15 protein-coding genes, 1 tRNA gene and 1 pseudogene are annotated in these 14615 nt (G+C 62.3%); 11 read left to right on the forward strand and 6 right to left on the reverse strand.

What is annotated here, in order from left to right; all coding sequences use genetic code 11:
- Nucleotides 1–30 precede the first annotated feature (30 nt).
- A complete protein-coding gene (locus ACU4F7_RS04260) occupies nucleotides 31–747 on the forward strand; it encodes a class I SAM-dependent methyltransferase (RefSeq protein WP_024559200.1) in 717 nt (238 codons plus the stop codon).
- Here the strand turns inward: ACU4F7_RS04260 and rnhA are convergent.
- Entirely contained in the window at nucleotides 744–1220 is a 477-nt protein-coding gene (gene rnhA, locus ACU4F7_RS04265) for a ribonuclease HI (RefSeq protein WP_029590847.1), read from the reverse strand. The two genes, ACU4F7_RS04260 and rnhA, sit on opposite strands and share 4 nt — an antisense overlap.
- Nucleotides 1221–1271: 51 nt before the next feature.
- Here rnhA and dnaQ point away from each other — a divergent pair, with 51 nt between their 5' ends.
- Entirely contained in the window at nucleotides 1272–2009 is a 738-nt protein-coding gene (gene dnaQ / locus ACU4F7_RS04270; RefSeq protein ID WP_481638092.1) for a DNA polymerase III subunit epsilon, read from the forward strand.
- Nucleotides 2010–2142: 133 nt separating this feature from the next.
- Nucleotides 2143–2219, forward strand: a tRNA-Asp gene (locus ACU4F7_RS04275).
- 56 nt (nucleotides 2220–2275) lie between these two features.
- Here ACU4F7_RS04275 and ACU4F7_RS04280 read toward each other — a convergent pair.
- A complete protein-coding gene (locus ACU4F7_RS04280; protein ID WP_029590846.1) occupies nucleotides 2276–3757 on the reverse strand; it encodes an NCS1 family nucleobase:cation symporter-1 in 1482 nt (493 codons plus the stop codon).
- A gap of 141 nt (nucleotides 3758–3898) precedes the next feature.
- Between ACU4F7_RS04280 and ACU4F7_RS04285 the strand changes: the two genes are divergently transcribed.
- The 3 genes from ACU4F7_RS04285 to puuE are packed head-to-tail and all read left to right on the forward strand — an operon-like array spanning nucleotide 3899 to nucleotide 6319.
- Nucleotides 3899–4618 carry a GntR family transcriptional regulator gene (locus ACU4F7_RS04285; RefSeq protein WP_481638093.1) on the forward strand — a complete coding sequence of 240 codons (720 nt, stop codon included), beginning with the start codon at nucleotides 3899–3901 and terminating at the stop codon, nucleotides 4616–4618.
- Nucleotides 4615–5352, forward strand: a complete 738-nt coding sequence (gene hpxA, locus ACU4F7_RS04290; RefSeq protein ID WP_029590844.1) for an allantoin racemase — start codon at nucleotides 4615–4617, stop codon at nucleotides 5350–5352. The genes ACU4F7_RS04285 and hpxA overlap by 4 nt, the downstream gene beginning before the upstream one ends.
- 13 nt (nucleotides 5353–5365) lie before the next feature.
- Nucleotides 5366–6319: an allantoinase PuuE gene (gene puuE, locus ACU4F7_RS04295; RefSeq protein WP_024559194.1), complete on the forward strand. Its 954-nt coding sequence runs from the start codon at nucleotides 5366–5368 to the stop codon at nucleotides 6317–6319.
- Between the two features lie 264 nt (nucleotides 6320–6583).
- Here puuE and hpxZ read toward each other — a convergent pair whose 3' ends face one another.
- Genes hpxZ through ACU4F7_RS04315 form a run of 4 tightly spaced genes read right to left on the reverse strand, consistent with a single transcriptional unit; the run spans nucleotide 6584 to nucleotide 10115 of the window.
- Nucleotides 6584–6967: an oxalurate catabolism protein HpxZ gene (hpxZ, locus tag ACU4F7_RS04300; protein WP_024559193.1), complete on the reverse strand. Its 384-nt coding sequence runs from the start codon at nucleotides 6965–6967 to the stop codon at nucleotides 6584–6586.
- Nucleotides 6964–8340 (reverse strand): AtzE family amidohydrolase, encoded by a 1377-nt coding sequence (locus ACU4F7_RS04305; protein WP_481638094.1) that lies wholly within the window; start codon nucleotides 8338–8340, stop codon nucleotides 6964–6966. The genes hpxZ and ACU4F7_RS04305 overlap by 4 nt, the downstream gene beginning before the upstream one ends.
- The gene (hpxX, locus tag ACU4F7_RS04310; RefSeq protein WP_024559191.1) at nucleotides 8337–8522 is read right to left on the reverse strand and encodes an oxalurate catabolism protein HpxX; all 186 of its coding nucleotides are present in this window, start codon (nucleotides 8520–8522) and stop codon (nucleotides 8337–8339) included. The genes ACU4F7_RS04305 and hpxX overlap by 4 nt, the downstream gene beginning before the upstream one ends.
- A 9-nt stretch (nucleotides 8523–8531) precedes the next feature.
- Entirely contained in the window at nucleotides 8532–10115 is a 1584-nt protein-coding gene (locus ACU4F7_RS04315) for a gamma-glutamyltransferase family protein (RefSeq protein WP_029590841.1), read from the reverse strand.
- Between the two features lie 115 nt (nucleotides 10116–10230).
- Here ACU4F7_RS04315 and ACU4F7_RS04320 point away from each other — a divergent pair, with 115 nt between their 5' ends.
- The 5 genes and pseudogenes from ACU4F7_RS04320 to uraH all read left to right on the forward strand — a co-directional run bounded on the left by ACU4F7_RS04320 (nucleotide 10231) and on the right by uraH (nucleotide 14596).
- Nucleotides 10231–11070 (forward strand): MurR/RpiR family transcriptional regulator, encoded by an 840-nt coding sequence (locus ACU4F7_RS04320; protein WP_029590840.1) that lies wholly within the window; start codon nucleotides 10231–10233, stop codon nucleotides 11068–11070.
- Nucleotides 11071–11271: 201 nt separating this feature from the next.
- Nucleotides 11272–12513 (forward strand): pyridoxal-phosphate-dependent aminotransferase family protein, encoded by a 1242-nt coding sequence (locus ACU4F7_RS04325; RefSeq protein ID WP_029590839.1) that lies wholly within the window; start codon nucleotides 11272–11274, stop codon nucleotides 12511–12513.
- Nucleotides 12510–13760 (forward strand): annotated as a pseudogene (hpxK, locus tag ACU4F7_RS04330) (allantoate amidohydrolase); the annotation flags it as partial. The gene ACU4F7_RS04325 and the pseudogene hpxK, both read left to right, overlap by 4 nt.
- Nucleotides 13743–14264 (forward strand): 2-oxo-4-hydroxy-4-carboxy-5-ureidoimidazoline decarboxylase, encoded by a 522-nt coding sequence (gene uraD, locus ACU4F7_RS04335; RefSeq protein ID WP_268237259.1) that lies wholly within the window; start codon nucleotides 13743–13745, stop codon nucleotides 14262–14264. The pseudogene hpxK and the gene uraD, both read left to right, overlap by 18 nt.
- On the forward strand, nucleotides 14261–14596 hold the full coding sequence (uraH, locus tag ACU4F7_RS04340) for a hydroxyisourate hydrolase (RefSeq protein ID WP_029590837.1): 336 nt from the start codon (nucleotides 14261–14263) through the stop codon (nucleotides 14594–14596). Before uraD ends, uraH begins: the two co-directional genes overlap by 4 nt.
- Nucleotides 14597–14615 lie beyond the last annotated feature (19 nt).

Here is a 14615-nt window from a genome sequence, read left to right on the forward strand (position 1 = left end):
TCACCTCACATTACGTTACGGAAGGTAGTGATGAAACCTGCAAGGACCCCTGCGGCCTTCACCGCGCCCGCTCACTGGAGCCAGTTGCCCTGGGGCGACTTTTACCGCGCGGCGCTGGAGCAGCAGCTTACGCCATGGCTTGGGAAGATGTATGGTTTTCATCTGCTTAAGATAGGCAACCTGAGCGCGGAGGTCAGCACGGAAGCCTGCGCCATTTCACATCAGGTTAACATTGCCCCGCAAGGGGAAACGTTGCAGGTAAAAGCTGACCCGCTTCATTTACCCTTTGCCGAAAAGTCGGTGGATGCCTGTCTGCTGGCGCATACGCTGCCCTGGTGCCCGGATCCGCACCGCCTGCTGCGGGAAGTGGATCGCGTATTGATTGACGACGGCTGGATGATCCTCAGCAGCTTCAGTCCGTTAAGCCTCCTCGGTGCCGGGAAAATGGTGCCTTTCCTGCGCCGCAAAATGCCGTATAACAGCCGCATGTTCACCATGATGCGCCAGCTGGACTGGCTCACCTTATTAAATTTTGAAGTGATGCATCACGGGAATTTTCAGGTGCTGCCCTGGCACCGGCAGGGCGGCAGATTGCTGAGCACGCACCTGCCGGCATTGGGCTGTATGCAGCTTATCGTGGCCCGTAAGCGAACCATTCCCCTTACGCTCAACCCAATGAAAGCGCGCAAAGCCAAAGCGCAACTGCGCCCCGCCGTCGGGGCGACAAGGCAATACCGTAAACCTTAAAGCGCGGGCGCTTCGGGCAGATAACCCACATCTTCAAGCGTCGGGTGATTAGCCGCCTGGCGTGCGAGCTCATCGCAGCGCTCGTTTTCCGGGTGGCCCGCGTGGCCTTTCACCCACTCCCATTTAATCTCATGCTGACTAAGCGCCGCATCCAGCCGCTGCCAGAGATCGACATTTTTAACCGGCTTCTTTTCCGCCGTTTTCCAGCCGCGCTTTTTCCAGTTGTGGATCCACTGGGTTATCCCCTGGCGGACATACTGGCTGTCGGTGCTGAGGGTGATAATGCAGTGCTCGCGCAGCGCTTCCAGCGCCACGATAGCGGCCATCAGCTCCATGCGGTTGTTAGTGGTAAGGCGATAACCCGCGCTGAACGTTTTCTCGTGCTGCTTATAGCGCAAAATCGCGCCGTAACCGCCGGGCCCCGGGTTGCCAAGGCAGGATCCATCGGTGAAAATTTCTACCTCTTTACGCATCTCTGGTAGACTTCCTGTGATTAAAAGCCCAAGTCTGACACAACGAGCGCTATGAGCACAGCTATTACAAGACAGATTGTCCTCGATACAGAAACCACCGGTATGAACCAGATCGGCGCTCACTATGAAGGGCACCGTATTATTGAGATTGGTGCGGTCGAAGTGATAAACCGCCGCCTGACCGGCAACAACTTTCATGTCTACCTGAAGCCCGACAGGCTGGTGGACCCGGAAGCCTTCGGCGTTCACGGCATCGCCGACGAGTTCCTGATGGATAAGCCGACGTTCGGCGACGTGGTGGAGGATTTCCTCGACTATATTCGCGGCGCCGAACTTATCATCCATAACGCCTCGTTTGATATCGGCTTTATGGATTATGAATTCGGCATGCTCAACCGGGGCATTCCGAAGACAGAAACGTTCTGCAAAATTACCGACAGCCTGGCGCTGGCGCGCCGCATGTTCCCCGGCAAGCGCAACAGCCTGGACGCGCTCTGTTCGCGCTACGAAATCGACAACACCAAGCGTACCCTGCACGGCGCGTTGCTTGACTCCCAAATCCTGGCGGATGTCTACCTGGCGATGACTGGCGGCCAGACGTCGCTGAAATTCTCTATGGACGGCGAGGGGCAGCAGCAGCAGCAGGGCGGCGAGGCGGCAATTCAGCGCGTTGTCCGTCAGGCTTCGTCGCTGCGGGTGATAAGGGCCAGCGATGAAGAGATAATGGCGCACGAATCGCGTCTGGATCTGGTGCAGAAAAAGGGCGGCAGCTGCCTGTGGCGCGCCTGATGGCGGGCTATAATGAAGAGAAATTCAACGGCTGGGCGAAATTTGCAGCAAACGGTTAAAAGTGTGAGAAAAAGCGTTGACGGCCCTGGGGGCAATCCGTAATATGCGCCTCGTTCCCCAACGGGAACAATGCGGAGCGGTAGTTCAGTCGGTTAGAATACCTGCCTGTCACGCAGGGGGTCGCGGGTTCGAGTCCCGTCCGTTCCGCCACTATTCAGAAAGCCTGAATCAGCAATGATTCAGGCTTTCGTCTTTTCCGCCTTCGGTTATTCCTTCGACATCGCCACCTGCGCCGGGAAGCCGCTGACGTCCGTCGCGCGTTCATGTCGCGCCACCCAGCGGTAGCAGCCCGCGCCCAGCGCCGCGCCGATAAACCAGCTAAAGTTCGCCACCTCATGCAGCCCTGGAATAAAGCTGATGATCAGGCCTACCGCTACGGATGGAATGAGCGCGAAAATCGCCTTCGGATTAAAGCCGTTCTTGTACCAGTAGCGGCCTTTCGGCGTGTCATCGAAGAGGTCGTCGACGAACACCTTGCCGCGCTTAATCAGGTAGAAATCCGCCAGCAGAATGCCGAACAGCGGGCCGATAAACGCCCCCAGCACGTCCAGCGTATAGTGAATCAACTCGGGCGACTGGAACAGATTCCACGGCGTCAGTAAAACGGAACCCACCGCCGCGATCATCCCGCCGGTGCGAAAGCTAATCTTTTGCGGCGAGCAGTTAGAGAAGTCAAACGCCGGCGAGACAAAGTTGGCCACGATATTAATGCCGATGGTGGCGGTGATCATCGTCAGCAGCCCAATCGCCATGGCGAGACTGTTGCCCACGCGGCTGACGGTCTCGATCGGGTCCGTTATCATCTGGCCGAACAACGACTGCGTGCCGGAGACAATCACCACGGTGACGATGGAAAACAGCAGGAAGTTAAACGGCAGGCCCCAGCGGTTGCCGCGCTTAATTTCGCCCATGCTTTTTCCGTAGCGCGAGAAATCGCCAAAGTTCAGCAGCGGGCCGGAGAAATAGGAGACGACCAGCGCCGTGGCGGTAATCATCTGCCAGGTCTGCTCGCCAGTAGAAAGCGATTTGCTGGCAAGCGTAAAGGAGATGCCGTCAAAGCCGGTCTGATACAAAATCCAGCCCGCCAGCGCCATCATCACCACGTAAACAGCCGGCCCGGCGACGTCGATAAAGCGCTTAATCGCATTCATCCCGTGCCAGAACACCATCGCCTGCAGCACCCACATAATGCCAAAGCAAACCCAGCCTAAGTGCGAAAGGCCAAGGAAATGCCCCTCGGTCATGGTTGCGAGAGAAGGCCAGAACTTCAGCGCCACCAGCATTAACGCATTCGCGGCAAGGTAAGTCTGAATGCCGTACCAGGCGAAGGCGATAAGGCCGCGGATCACCGCCGGGATATTCGCGCCAAACACGCCGAACGCCTGGCGGCAGATAACCGCGTAAGGCACGCCCGCCATCTGGCTCGGTTTCGCCACCAGATTGGCGCACAGTTGCACGATGCAAATTCCTACCAGCAGACAGAGCAGCACCTGCCAGCTGGCAAGCCCCAGGGTGAAGAAGCTGGCGGCGACCACGTAGCCGCCCATGCTGTGCACATCCGACATCCAGAATGAAAAGATATTGTACCAGGACCAGGTCTGGTTGCGGGTAGGGGCCAGGTCGTCATTACAGAGCCGGGGGCTGTATCCGGCATTCGGGTTCACTTCTGCGGGCTCATGGTTTGGCATGGAATCTGCTCCTCTGAACAATGGCGACGAAATGTCTGCCAGTCTCTTTGCAGGAACCAGGCCAGTTTTTTCTTTTTTGTGTACAAGAGAATTATTTGTTGTATACAAGAAGTGAAAACCGACCATAGACGGGAGCTATAAATGAAGCGTGAAACGGGCTTAAGCGCCCCGCAGGAATTACCGGATAAAGAAGCGCATATCTGGCACTCGTTGCTGAATGCGATTGTCGAGCACCAGCTGCCGCCGGGCTGCAAGCTGCCGGAAGAGGCGCTGGCGGAGGTGTTTGGCGTTAGCCGCACCGGCATTCGTAAAGTGCTGACGCGCCTTGCGGCGGTGCAAATGATCGAAATGACGCCCAGGCGTGGTGCATTTGTCGCCAGCCCCACGGTGGAAGCGTCAAAAGCTATCTTTCAGACCCGCAGCGTCATTGAGTGCGCTAACCTGCCGCACGTGCTTGCCCGCCTTCAGCCGCCTCATCTGGCGGGGCTGGAAAAAGTCGTGGCGCTGGAAGAGCAGGCGCACCGCGACGGCGACGGCCCGGCGGCAATTCGTCACTCCGCCGCTTTTCATATTCAGCTACAGGCTATCTCCGGCAATGCCGTACTAACGGAGATGGTGACAAGCCTTACGCAGCGCTCCTCACTGGTTATCGCCGCATGGGGATCGCCCTGGCAGCGCGGCTGTCGCTGCGACGATCACGAAAAGCTTATCGATCTGCTGCGCGAAAGAGATCTCGCCGGGCTGACGGACGCGCTGGCGCACCATTTCACCCACATTGTAGAAAGCCTCTGCTTTGAACGCAGTGGAGAAACCCTGGCGGATTTCACCCGCCTGTTTGGCAAGGCGGAGGCGCAGCCATGAGCGGTTTTCGTATACAAGTTATCAACCCCAACACCAGCGCTGAGATGACGCGCACCATCGGCGAGGCGGCCCGCGCTGTCGCCATGCCGGGCACGGAAATTCTGGCGGTTTGTCCGACGCAAGGGGTGGAATCCATCGAAGGGCATTTCGACGAAGCTATCGCCGCCGTTGGGGTGCTTGAGCAGATAAAGCGTGGTCAGGCGCAGGGCGCCGACGGGCATATCATCGCCTGCTTTGGCGACCCGGGGCTGCTGGCGGCGCGGGAACTGGCGAAAGGGCCGGTGATTGGCATCGCCGAGGCGGCCATGCACATGGCGACGCTGGTGGCGACGCGTTTTTCTGTGGTCACCACGCTGCCGCGCACGGTCATCATCGCCCGCCATTTATTGCGCCAGTATGGCTTTGAACACCACTGCGCGGCGCTGCACGCCATCGATTTACCGGTGCTGGCGCTTGAAGATGGCACGGGTCTTGCTCAGCAGAAAGTACGCGAGCGTTGTATACAGGCGAAGAACGAAGACCACAGCGGGGCGATTGTGCTCGGCTGCGGCGGCATGGCGAACCTTGCCCGCGAGCTGACCGCCGAGCTTGGCATTCCGGTCATCGACGGCGTAACGGCGGCGGTGAAAATGGTGGAATCCCTGCTGTCGCTCGGTCTTGGCACCAGTAAACACGGCGACCTCGCGTATCCCAACAAAAAGCCGCTCACCGGCTGTTTTGAAATGCTGAGCTAAGAGGATACTAAGGATGCAAACTGTACCGGATCACCGCCATCACCTGAATGAAGCTTACCCGCGAGACATGCTGGGCTATGCAGGCAAACCGCCCCATGCCCGCTGGCCGGGAGAGGCGCGCATCGCCGTGCAGTTTGTGTTGAATTACGAAGAGGGAGGCGAGAACCATGTGCTGCATGGCGACAGCGGGTCCGAGCAGTTTCTCTCCGATATCATCGGCGCGGCAAGCTACCCGGATCGCCACATGTCGATGGACTCGCTCTATGAATATGGCTCCCGCGCGGGCTTCTGGCGCATCCATGAAGAGTTCCAACGCCGGGGCCTGCCGATGACTATCTTCGGCGTGGGAATGGCGCTTGCCCGCAACCCGGCGATTGTCGAGGCGATCAAAGCGGCGGATTACGACGTGGTGAGCCACGGCTGGCGCTGGATCCACTATCAACATATGAGCGTGGAAGAGGAGCGCGCGCACCTGCGTCAGGCCATCGACACGCTGGAGACCCTGTTTGGCAAAAAGCCGCTCGGCTGGTACACCGGGCGCGACAGCCCCAACACCCGCAGGCTGGTGGTGGAGCAGGGCGGGTTTCAGTACGACAGCGATTATTACGGCGACGACCTGCCGTTCTGGACGGAGGTGGAATGCGAAGATGGCGGCCGCAAGCCGCATCTGGTCATCCCCTACACGCTGGATGCTAACGACATGCGCTTCGCCACTGCCCAGGGTTTCAACACCGCCGAGCAGTTTTATACCTATCTGAAGGACAGTTTCGACGTGCTGTATGCCGAAGGGGAGACCGCGCCGAAGATGATGTCGGTGGGCATGCACTGCCGCCTGCTGGGTCGACCGGGACGTTTTCGCGCGTTGCAGCGTTTTCTGGACTATGTGCAGAGCCACGACCGCGTGTGGGTCTGCCGCCGCCAGGATATCGCCGACCACTGGCTGAAAACGCACCCCTACGCGAAGTAGCTCCTCACCCCAGCCCCCTTTCCGGCGGGGAGAGGGAGTCGGTCAGCTTTGCGAATGTGGGAGAGGCGCGTGTAGAGCGGCGAAACCCGCTTTGCCGGTAACACATATTGGTTCCCTTTCCCTTGAGGTGAGAGGCGCCGGAAAGCAGGTTGGCTTTATGGATACGGTTTTTAGCGTAGGCGCGGTGAAAGCGCCCTTACCAACGGCGCATACCGGTTCCCTCACCCCTATGTGGAGAGGGTGAGGGGCCGCAGCGAAACGCCGCTATTCCATCAAACTCACATGCGCGGCCACAATGCGCCAGCCGAACGGAAACTTCACCCACGTCTGCATCTGACGGCCGATGCGATCGCTGCCTTCGCGGGTGAACTCGGTGCTGGCGACCGCCATCTCGTCGCCGAAGGTGGTGATGGTGGTGTTGCGTAACGTCCGGTCTAAGCCCTGCGAAGGGCGCGCTGCGCGAAACGCGCGGATTTGCTCAATGCCATACAGGTTTTCCGTCGCGCCGTAGCGCACCGTACGCTCGTCCACCCAGAAAAGCGCATCCAGCGTCGCCACATCATTCGTGACCAACGCCTCTTCGTAGCGATAAAAGGCGGCGCGAACCTCGTTTAACACCGCCGGGCGATCGATATTATCCCTGTTCATCTCTTCACCTCCACGTTGACCACACCCAGATTTTCAAGCCGTTTCGCCGCCTGTAAGCATGTCGCCTCCCGCCACGGCGCCCCGATAAGCTGCACGCCGATGGGCAACCCCTTCGCGGTCATCACCGGTACGGTAACGACCGGCAGGCCGAGAAACGAGATGGGCTGCGCCAGCATCCCCATGCTCGCTTTGACTGGCAAATCGGTATGGTTGATACGCATTGTCGCCGCGCCGATTTCCGTTGCGCAGCAGGGCGTGGCGGGAGCCAGCAGCAGGTCGACATTATCGAACAGCCCCAGCGTCTGGTCGCGAAACCAGCCGCGAAAGCGCTGCGCCTGCGTGTACCAGGCCGAAGGGGTCATCGCGCCCGCCAGCAGGCGTTCGCGGGAGTTGGGTTCAAAGCGGTGCGGCTCGGTTCGAAGCCGCGGCAGATAGTGATTTCCTCCCTCGGCGGCGGTCAGCAAGAACGCTGCCTGGCGCGCCAGCTCCGCTTCCGGCAGCGTCAGCGTTTCCTGGGCGCCGAGCGCTTTCGCCACCTGCGCCACCGCCGCGCGCGCGTCTTCATCGCACCAGGTATCAAAGTAGCCTGTCAGCACGGCGCAGCGCAACGGCGTCTCTGCTGCAAGCAGCGTTGCCGCCGGTTCAACCGGGCGGGGTGACTGAAAGCGGTCTGTCTCATCCGCGCCCTGCAGCGCGTCGTAAACCTGCGCCAGGTCGTCAGCTGAACGCGCCAGCGGGCCGATATGGTCAAGGCTTGCGACAAACGGCACGCTGCCGCTGCGCGAAAGGCGTCCGAAAGTGGGTTTCAACCCCAGCACGCCGCACAGCGAGGCTGGCACGCGTATGGAGCCGTTGGTGTCGGTGCCGAGCGTAAAGTTCACCATCCCGGCCGCCACCGCCGCCGCGGAGCCGCCCGAGGAGCCGCCCGCCACCCGCGCCAGGTCGTGCGGGTTATGCGTGGCGCCATAATGGCTGTTCTCGGTGGTAAAGCCGTAAGCGTAAGCGTCCATGTTCAGCGCCCCGCCGAGCAGTGCCCCCGCGCGGCGTAGTTGCGAGACGGCGAACGCGTCTTTCGCGGCGGGCGGCTGCTGGCTGAAAAGCGCCGCGCCCGCAAGCGTGGTTACGCCGTCGATGTCGAAGAGATTTTTTACGGCGTAAGGCACGCCGGCAAGCGGCGGCGGCGGCTGGCCCTGAGCGCGAAGCTGGTCAACGCGTGCCGCCTCCTGCAACATTCTCGCCTGCGTAACGTGCGTAAACGCGTTCACCGCCGGGTTGCTTCGCTCAATGGCGGCAAGCGTCTGTTGCGCCAGCTCGGCGGCGGAAAAAAGGCCCTGCGCCAGCCCTTCACGGATAGCCTTAATGGATAAACTCATAGCCGGTACACTCCTGCCACTTCCTGACGCTGGTCCAGCGGGAAGGCAAGCAGCGGTGCGGCCATGCTGGCGATGCGCGAAAGCTGGGTTTCAAGCTCGGCGCGCCGGGCATCGTCCAGCGGCACAGCCAGCAGCTGTTCCATCAGCCGGATGTAAGCCGGCCAGTCGAAAGTTTCGTTCATTTTCTCTCCTTAAAATCCGGCGGCGCTGCCGTTGCTGCGCGGGTCGAAGGCGCCTTCCAGCATGCCGTTGGTATGGCGAACAATTGCCCCCGCGTGGCCCACCGCCTCGCTGAAGTCGGGCAGCGCTTCCACTTCATGTCCCAGCTCGCGCAACCGCTGGAAGGTTTGCGCGCTGAAGCGCCCTTCAAGCTTCAGGCTATCGCTCGCCTGGCCCCAGGTGCGTCCGAGCAGCCAGCGCGGCGCGCTTACCGCCTGCTGCAATCCCATCCCCTGAATCACATGGCGGGTGAAAATGGCGGCCTGAGTTTGCGGCTGGCCGTCGCCGCCCATCGAGCCGTAAACCAGCGTGCGGCCATCCGCCAGCCGGGCGGCGGCGGGGTTGAGCGTGTGGAATGGCTGCTTGCCAGGGGCGAGCGCCAGTAAATGCGCCGGGTCGAGGCTGAAGGCGGCGCCGCGGTTTTGCCACAGCACGCCGCTTTGCGGCAGCACCACGCCGCTGCCGAATTCGTGATAGATGCTCTGGATAAACGACACCGCCATGCCGTTGCTGTCGATAACCCCCATCCACACCGTGTCGCCCGGGCCTTTGCCGGCGCCCCATTCGGCGGCGCGGTTGTCGTCCACTTCCGCCGCCAGCGCCGCCAGCTTGTCTGCCTCCAGCAGGCTTTGCACCGGCAGCGTAACGTGGCGCGGGTCGGTGATGTACTTATCGCGCAGCGCAAACGCTTTTTTGGTCGCCTCGACGATACGGTGCACGGTTTCCTCTTCGTCGGCGTGCGCCATATCCAGATGGTCGGTAATGCCGAGAATGGCGAGCGACACCAGCCCCTGGGTCGGCGGCGTCATGTTGTAGATTTCGCCATGGGAGTGATGCAGGCGCAGCGGCACCCGCTGGCGGGCGCGGTGGGCGGCGAGATCCTGGTACGTTACCGGCATGCCGAGCTCCGCCATCTCCTGCGCCATCAGCGTGGCCAACGGCCCGCGATAAAAGCTCTCCAGCCCCTCGGTGGTCAGTCGCGTCAGGGTTTGCGCAAGCTTCGGCTGGCAGAAACGCGAGCCGGGGCGCGGCGTTTCGCCCCGGGTGAGAAAGGTCTGCGCAAAGCCTGGCATCTCCACCAGTTCAGCGTATTTATTCTCTGTGGCGTGCGCCTGAGAGAGCGTAACGGGAATGCCGTCGGCGGCGTAGCGGATGGCGTCGGCAAGCAAGCGAGACAGCGGCAAGCGCCCGCCGCCCCAGCGGGCGGAAAGCTTCAGCGCTTCATCCCAGCCGCTTATCGTCCCCGGCACCGTCAGCGCCGCGCGAGGGCCGCGATGGGGAATGGCGGCATGGTCCGCGTACCACTCAAGGGTGGCGAGCGAACCCGCCGCGCCGCTGGCGTCTATCGCCACCGGTTCGCCCTCCGGCGGCACAATCAGCCAGAAGCCGTCGCCGCCGATGCCGTTCATGTGGGGATAAACCACGGCGATGGTCGCGGCGGCGGCCACCATCGCTTCTATCGCGTCGCCGCCGTGGCGCAGCACCGAAAGCGCGGTTTCGCTGGCGAGGTGATGCGGCGTTACCGCCATGCCGGAAGGGGCCATATTGCTTTGCATCGTGTTGCTCTCTTTTGGGCAAGTCAGGTACGGAGTGAGGCAAAAACTGTTCCAGGTTGACCGCATTCGTTTCACTGTGCGAGGGTAAGATGAAACGAAAGTTACAGGAGCAGCCATGCAACAGTTAGACGAGCGCCTGCGCGCCTGCTACAGCCAGCTTTCCGTGCAGGAGCAGCGCGTGGCGGCTTTCATTATGGATCATTTCGACGACCTGATTAGCTACAACAGCGTCGAGCTGGCCCGCCTGAGCGGGGTATCAAAAGCGACGGTAAGCCGCCTTTTTAAGCGCCTTGGCTATGATCGTTATAAGGCGATGCGCGAAGAGCTGCGCGAGCTGCGCCAGAGCGGCATGCCGCTTGCGGAGAACCGCGACGCGGTGCAGGGCAACACGCTGCTGGCGCGCCACTATAAGCAGGAGATGGCGAACCTGGCGCAATGGGTGAACGCGCTGGACGCGCAGCAGTTCGCCGGGGTGGTCGACGCGCTCGGCAGCGCGCGTCGGGTTTTTATTCTCGGCCTGCGCAACAGCGCGCCGGTGGCGCTGCATCTGCGCCAGCAACTCTTGCAAAGCCGGGGCGGCGTTACGCTTATCCCGCAGCCCGGCCAGACGCTGGCGGAAGAGCTGGTGGATTTAACCGCGGAAGATTGCGTGGTGGTGGTGGCGTTTCGCCGTCGGCCCCGCGTTATCCGTCCGCTGCTTGCGCAGCTGAAGCAGCAGAACGTCCCGGTGGCGCTTATCAGCGAACCGCAGGCGAGCGGCCTGAGCGCACTTGCCCGCTGGCATCTCGCCACGCCGCTCGACAGCGTGTCCGCCTTCGACAGCTACAGCGGGGCGATGAGCCTCGTCAACCTGCTGGCCAACGCCGTGCTGCACAACACGCTGAGCGAAGGCCGTCAGCGCATTCATCATATCGCCGCGCTCTATGGCGAACTGGACGAACTGGAGCAGCGTTAACGCCCTTTGGTGGTGCAGTTGCACCACCAGGATGTCTCGCTTTGGTTCAGCGCGTCATTTCGAACCTTTTCACTTCCCGAACGGATGCCGCAAGCTTTCTCGCTTTCTCCGTTGTTTTTGCCAGTGGCACATTAGTTGCAGAATGAGTCTTAACGAATCGTTTGTTTCATGTCGCCCGGCCAGACCATAAAGGAATTTCTCATGTCAGCAAATGCACACTACCCGCAGATCAACCCGCCGCACCGCCTGCTGATGGGGCCCGGGCCGATTAACGCCGACCCGCGCGTGCTGCGCGCCATGGCGAGCCAGCTTGTCGGCCAGTATGACCCGGTGATGACCGGCTACATGAACGAAGTGATGGCGCTCTACCGCGACGTCTTTCGCACGCAAAACCGCTGGACAATGCTGGTGGACGGCACGTCGCGTGCGGGTATCGAGGCGATTCTGGTCTCGGCCATTCGCCCCGGCGACAAAGTGCTGGTGCCGGTGTTTGGCCGCTTCGGCCATCTGCTGTGTGAAATCGCCCGCCGCTGCCGCGCCGAGGTGCACGCTATTGAAGCGCCCTGGGGAGAGGTGTTTACCCCGGATCAGATTGAAGAGGCTATCAAAAAAGTGAAGCCGCGCCTGCTGCTTACCGTGCAGGGCGACACCTCCACCACCATGCTTCAGCCGCTGGCGGAGCTGGGCGACATCTGCCGTCGCCACGGCGTGCTCTTTTATACCGACGCCACCGCGTCGCTCGGCGGCAACGAGCTGCAAACCGACGCCTGGGGGCTGGACGCCGTCTCCGCCGGCTTGCAGAAGTGCCTCGGCGGCCCGTCCGGCAGCTCGCCTGTTACCTTAAGCGCGCAGATGGAAGAGGCTATCCGCCGCCGCAAGCGCGTGGAGGAGGGCATTCGCACCGCCGCCCATGAGGATGGCGATGAAGAGATGATCTATTCCAACTATTTTGACCTCGGCATGGTGATGGATTACTGGGGGCCGGAGCGGCTGAACCACCACACCGAAGCCACCAGCATGCTGTTCGCCGCCCGCGAGTGCGCGCGCATCATGCTGGAAGAGGGCATGGATAACCTTATCGCCCGTCATGCACTGCACGGCGACGCGCTGCTGGCGGGCATTCAGGGTATGGGGCTTGAGCCGTTCGGCGATCTCCGCCACAAGATGAACAACGTGCTCGGCGTGGTTATCCCTTCGCAGGTGCATGGCGAGGCGGTACGCAAGCTGCTGCTGGAAGATTTCCACATTGAGATTGGCACCTCTTTCGGCCCGTTGCAGGGGAAAATCTGGCGCATCGGCACCATGGGCTACAACGCCCGCAAAGACTGCGTGCTGCAAACCCTGACGGCGCTGGAGGCGGTGCTCAACCGCCTTGGCTTTAAAACCACCCAGGGCGCGGCGATGCAGGCGGCGTGGGACGTTTATGCGCGGAGCGCCGTATGAATGCACTGATGACCAGCCACGAGGCGAGCCTCGGCGCCGCGCGCGTTATGCAGCGCTGCGACCAGCTTGCGCACATCAGCGAAACGCCGGGGCAGCTCACCCGTGTTTACCTCTCGCCGGAACATTTGCGCGCCAACGCGCTGGTGGCGCAGTGGATGAACGACGCGGGCATGCTCACCTGGCAGGATGCGGTGGGGAATATCTGCGGCCGCTACGAGGGGGCGACGGAAGGCGCCAGCGCCGTGCTGCTCGGCTCGCATCTGGATACGGTGCGCAACGCCGGGCGCTACGACGGCATGCTGGGCGTGATAAGCGCGATTGAACTGGTCGACTGGCTCAACCGCCATAACCTGCGTCTGGCGCAGGCGATTGAGATTGTCGGCTTCGCCGATGAAGAGGGCACCCGCTTTGGCGTTACGCTGCTTGGCAGCCGCGGGCTGACCGGCAGCTGGCCCACAGGCTGGCTGGAAGAGCGGGACGCGCAGGGCGTTACGGTGGCGCAGGCGCTGGTCAACGCCGGGCTTGACCCTGCGCGCATCGGCGAGGCGGCGCGAAACGCGGCGGACTTCAGCGCTTACCTGGAGCTGCACATTGAGCAGGGCCCGGTGCTGGAGCGCGAAAACCTGGCGCTGGGGGTGGTCACCGCCATCAACGGCGCGAAACGCCTTGCCTGCCGCTTTACGGGCGAGGCGGGGCACGCCGGCACGGTGCCGATGAGCCACCGCCGCGACGCGCTGGCGGCGAGCGCCGAATGGATGGTGTTTATCGAACAGACTACCCGCAGCTGGGGACCGGAGCTGGTGGCCACCGTCGGCACGCTCGCCTGCGAGCCGGGCGCGGTGAACGTTATTCCCGGCGCGGTCAACCTGACGCTGGATATCCGCAGCCCCAGCGACGCGCAGCTGGAAACGCTGCTGGCCCGCCTGCTGGAAGAGGCGGATCAGATAGCGATCCGCCGGGGGCTCACCTTCAGCCAGGATACCTATTACGCGATCCCGGCGACACGCTGCGATCAAACCCTGCAGGAGATGCTGGCGGGCGCGCTGGAGGCGACGCAGGGGCAGGCGCTGCGGCTGCCGAGCGGCGCGGGCCACGACGCCATCGCCATCGCCGAACGCTGGCCGGTCGGCATGCTGTTTGTGCGCTGCGCCGGGGGCGTCAGCCATCATCCGGCCGAAGCGGTGCAGGAAACGGACGTGGCGCTGGCGTTAGTCGCCCTGAGCCAGACGGTGACGACGCTTGCGCAGCACGCCTCGCCGCTGGCGCGCTTCAACGGCGCGAGCGAAGAGGACGCGGCGGCGATGATCTCTCCCTGCGTGGCCCTGCCGCACTGGACGGCGTCGCTGGTGCGGGGACGGCCTTACGCCTCGCCCGGCCACCTGCTGGATGAAGCGGATGCACTGGCGCGCGGCTGGAGCCTTGACGACCTGAACCTGGCGCTGAGCGCGCATCCGCGCATTGGCGAAAAAGCGCGGGGGGAAAGCAAAGAAGCCGCGCTTTCACGCGGCGAGCAGGCGGCGGTTAACGCCCGGGACGCGGCGCTTGCCGACGCGCTGGCGGCAGGCAACGCCGCCTACGAGGCGCGCTTTGGCCGCGTCTTTCTTATTCGCGCCAGCGGGCGCAGCGGCGAGGAGATCTTAAGCGAGCTGTCGCGCCGCATGGAGAACGATGCTGAGCAGGAAGCGGCGGAAGCGCTGGACCAGCTGCGGCAAATCACCCTGTTACGGCTGGAAGGAGCCTTGCACCCATGAGTTCGCTCTCAACCCATATTCTCGATACCGCGCTCGGCAAGCCCGCCAGCGGCGTGGCGCTTCGCCTGGAGCAGCAGACGGCGCAAGGCTGGGAGACGCTTTGCGAAGCGCTGACCGACGCCGACGGCCGCTATAACGCGTTCACGCAGGCGCCGCTGAGCGCTGGCCGCTACCGGCTGACGGCGGAGATTGGCCTTTATTTCGCCCAGACCCTGCGCGAAACGCTCTACCCGACGGCGCAGATAGATTTCGTCGTTGCCGCAGACGGCGGTCATTACCATCTGCCGTTTTTGATCTCTCCCTGGTCGTGGTCCACCTACCGCGGCAGCTGATTCTCACTCACGTAACGGA

This window comes from Franconibacter pulveris, from assembly GCF_056780215.1.

Bases quoted from the DNA above. Each gene is read 5' to 3' on its own strand.
- ACU4F7_RS04260 (WP_024559200.1), top strand. From the start codon at position 31: ATGAAACCTGCAAGGACCCCTGCGGCCTTCACCGCGCCCGCTCACTGG.
- rnhA (WP_029590847.1), bottom strand. From the start codon at position 1,220: ATGCGTAAAGAGGTAGAAATTTTCACCGATGGATCCTGCCTTGGCAAC.
- dnaQ (WP_481638092.1), top strand. From the start codon at position 1,272: ATGAGCACAGCTATTACAAGACAGATTGTCCTCGATACAGAAACCACC.
- ACU4F7_RS04280 (WP_029590846.1), bottom strand. From the start codon at position 3,757: ATGCCAAACCATGAGCCCGCAGAAGTGAACCCGAATGCCGGATACAGC.
- ACU4F7_RS04285 (WP_481638093.1), top strand. From the start codon at position 3,899: ATGAAGCGTGAAACGGGCTTAAGCGCCCCGCAGGAATTACCGGATAAA.
- hpxA (WP_029590844.1), top strand. From the start codon at position 4,615: ATGAGCGGTTTTCGTATACAAGTTATCAACCCCAACACCAGCGCTGAG.
- puuE (WP_024559194.1), top strand. From the start codon at position 5,366: ATGCAAACTGTACCGGATCACCGCCATCACCTGAATGAAGCTTACCCG.
- hpxZ (WP_024559193.1), bottom strand. From the start codon at position 6,967: ATGAACAGGGATAATATCGATCGCCCGGCGGTGTTAAACGAGGTTCGC.
- ACU4F7_RS04305 (WP_481638094.1), bottom strand. From the start codon at position 8,340: ATGAGTTTATCCATTAAGGCTATCCGTGAAGGGCTGGCGCAGGGCCTT.
- hpxX (WP_024559191.1), bottom strand. From the start codon at position 8,522: ATGAACGAAACTTTCGACTGGCCGGCTTACATCCGGCTGATGGAACAG.
- ACU4F7_RS04315 (WP_029590841.1), bottom strand. From the start codon at position 10,115: ATGCAAAGCAATATGGCCCCTTCCGGCATGGCGGTAACGCCGCATCAC.
- ACU4F7_RS04320 (WP_029590840.1), top strand. From the start codon at position 10,231: ATGCAACAGTTAGACGAGCGCCTGCGCGCCTGCTACAGCCAGCTTTCC.
- ACU4F7_RS04325 (WP_029590839.1), top strand. From the start codon at position 11,272: ATGTCAGCAAATGCACACTACCCGCAGATCAACCCGCCGCACCGCCTG.
- uraH (WP_029590837.1), top strand. From the start codon at position 14,261: ATGAGTTCGCTCTCAACCCATATTCTCGATACCGCGCTCGGCAAGCCC.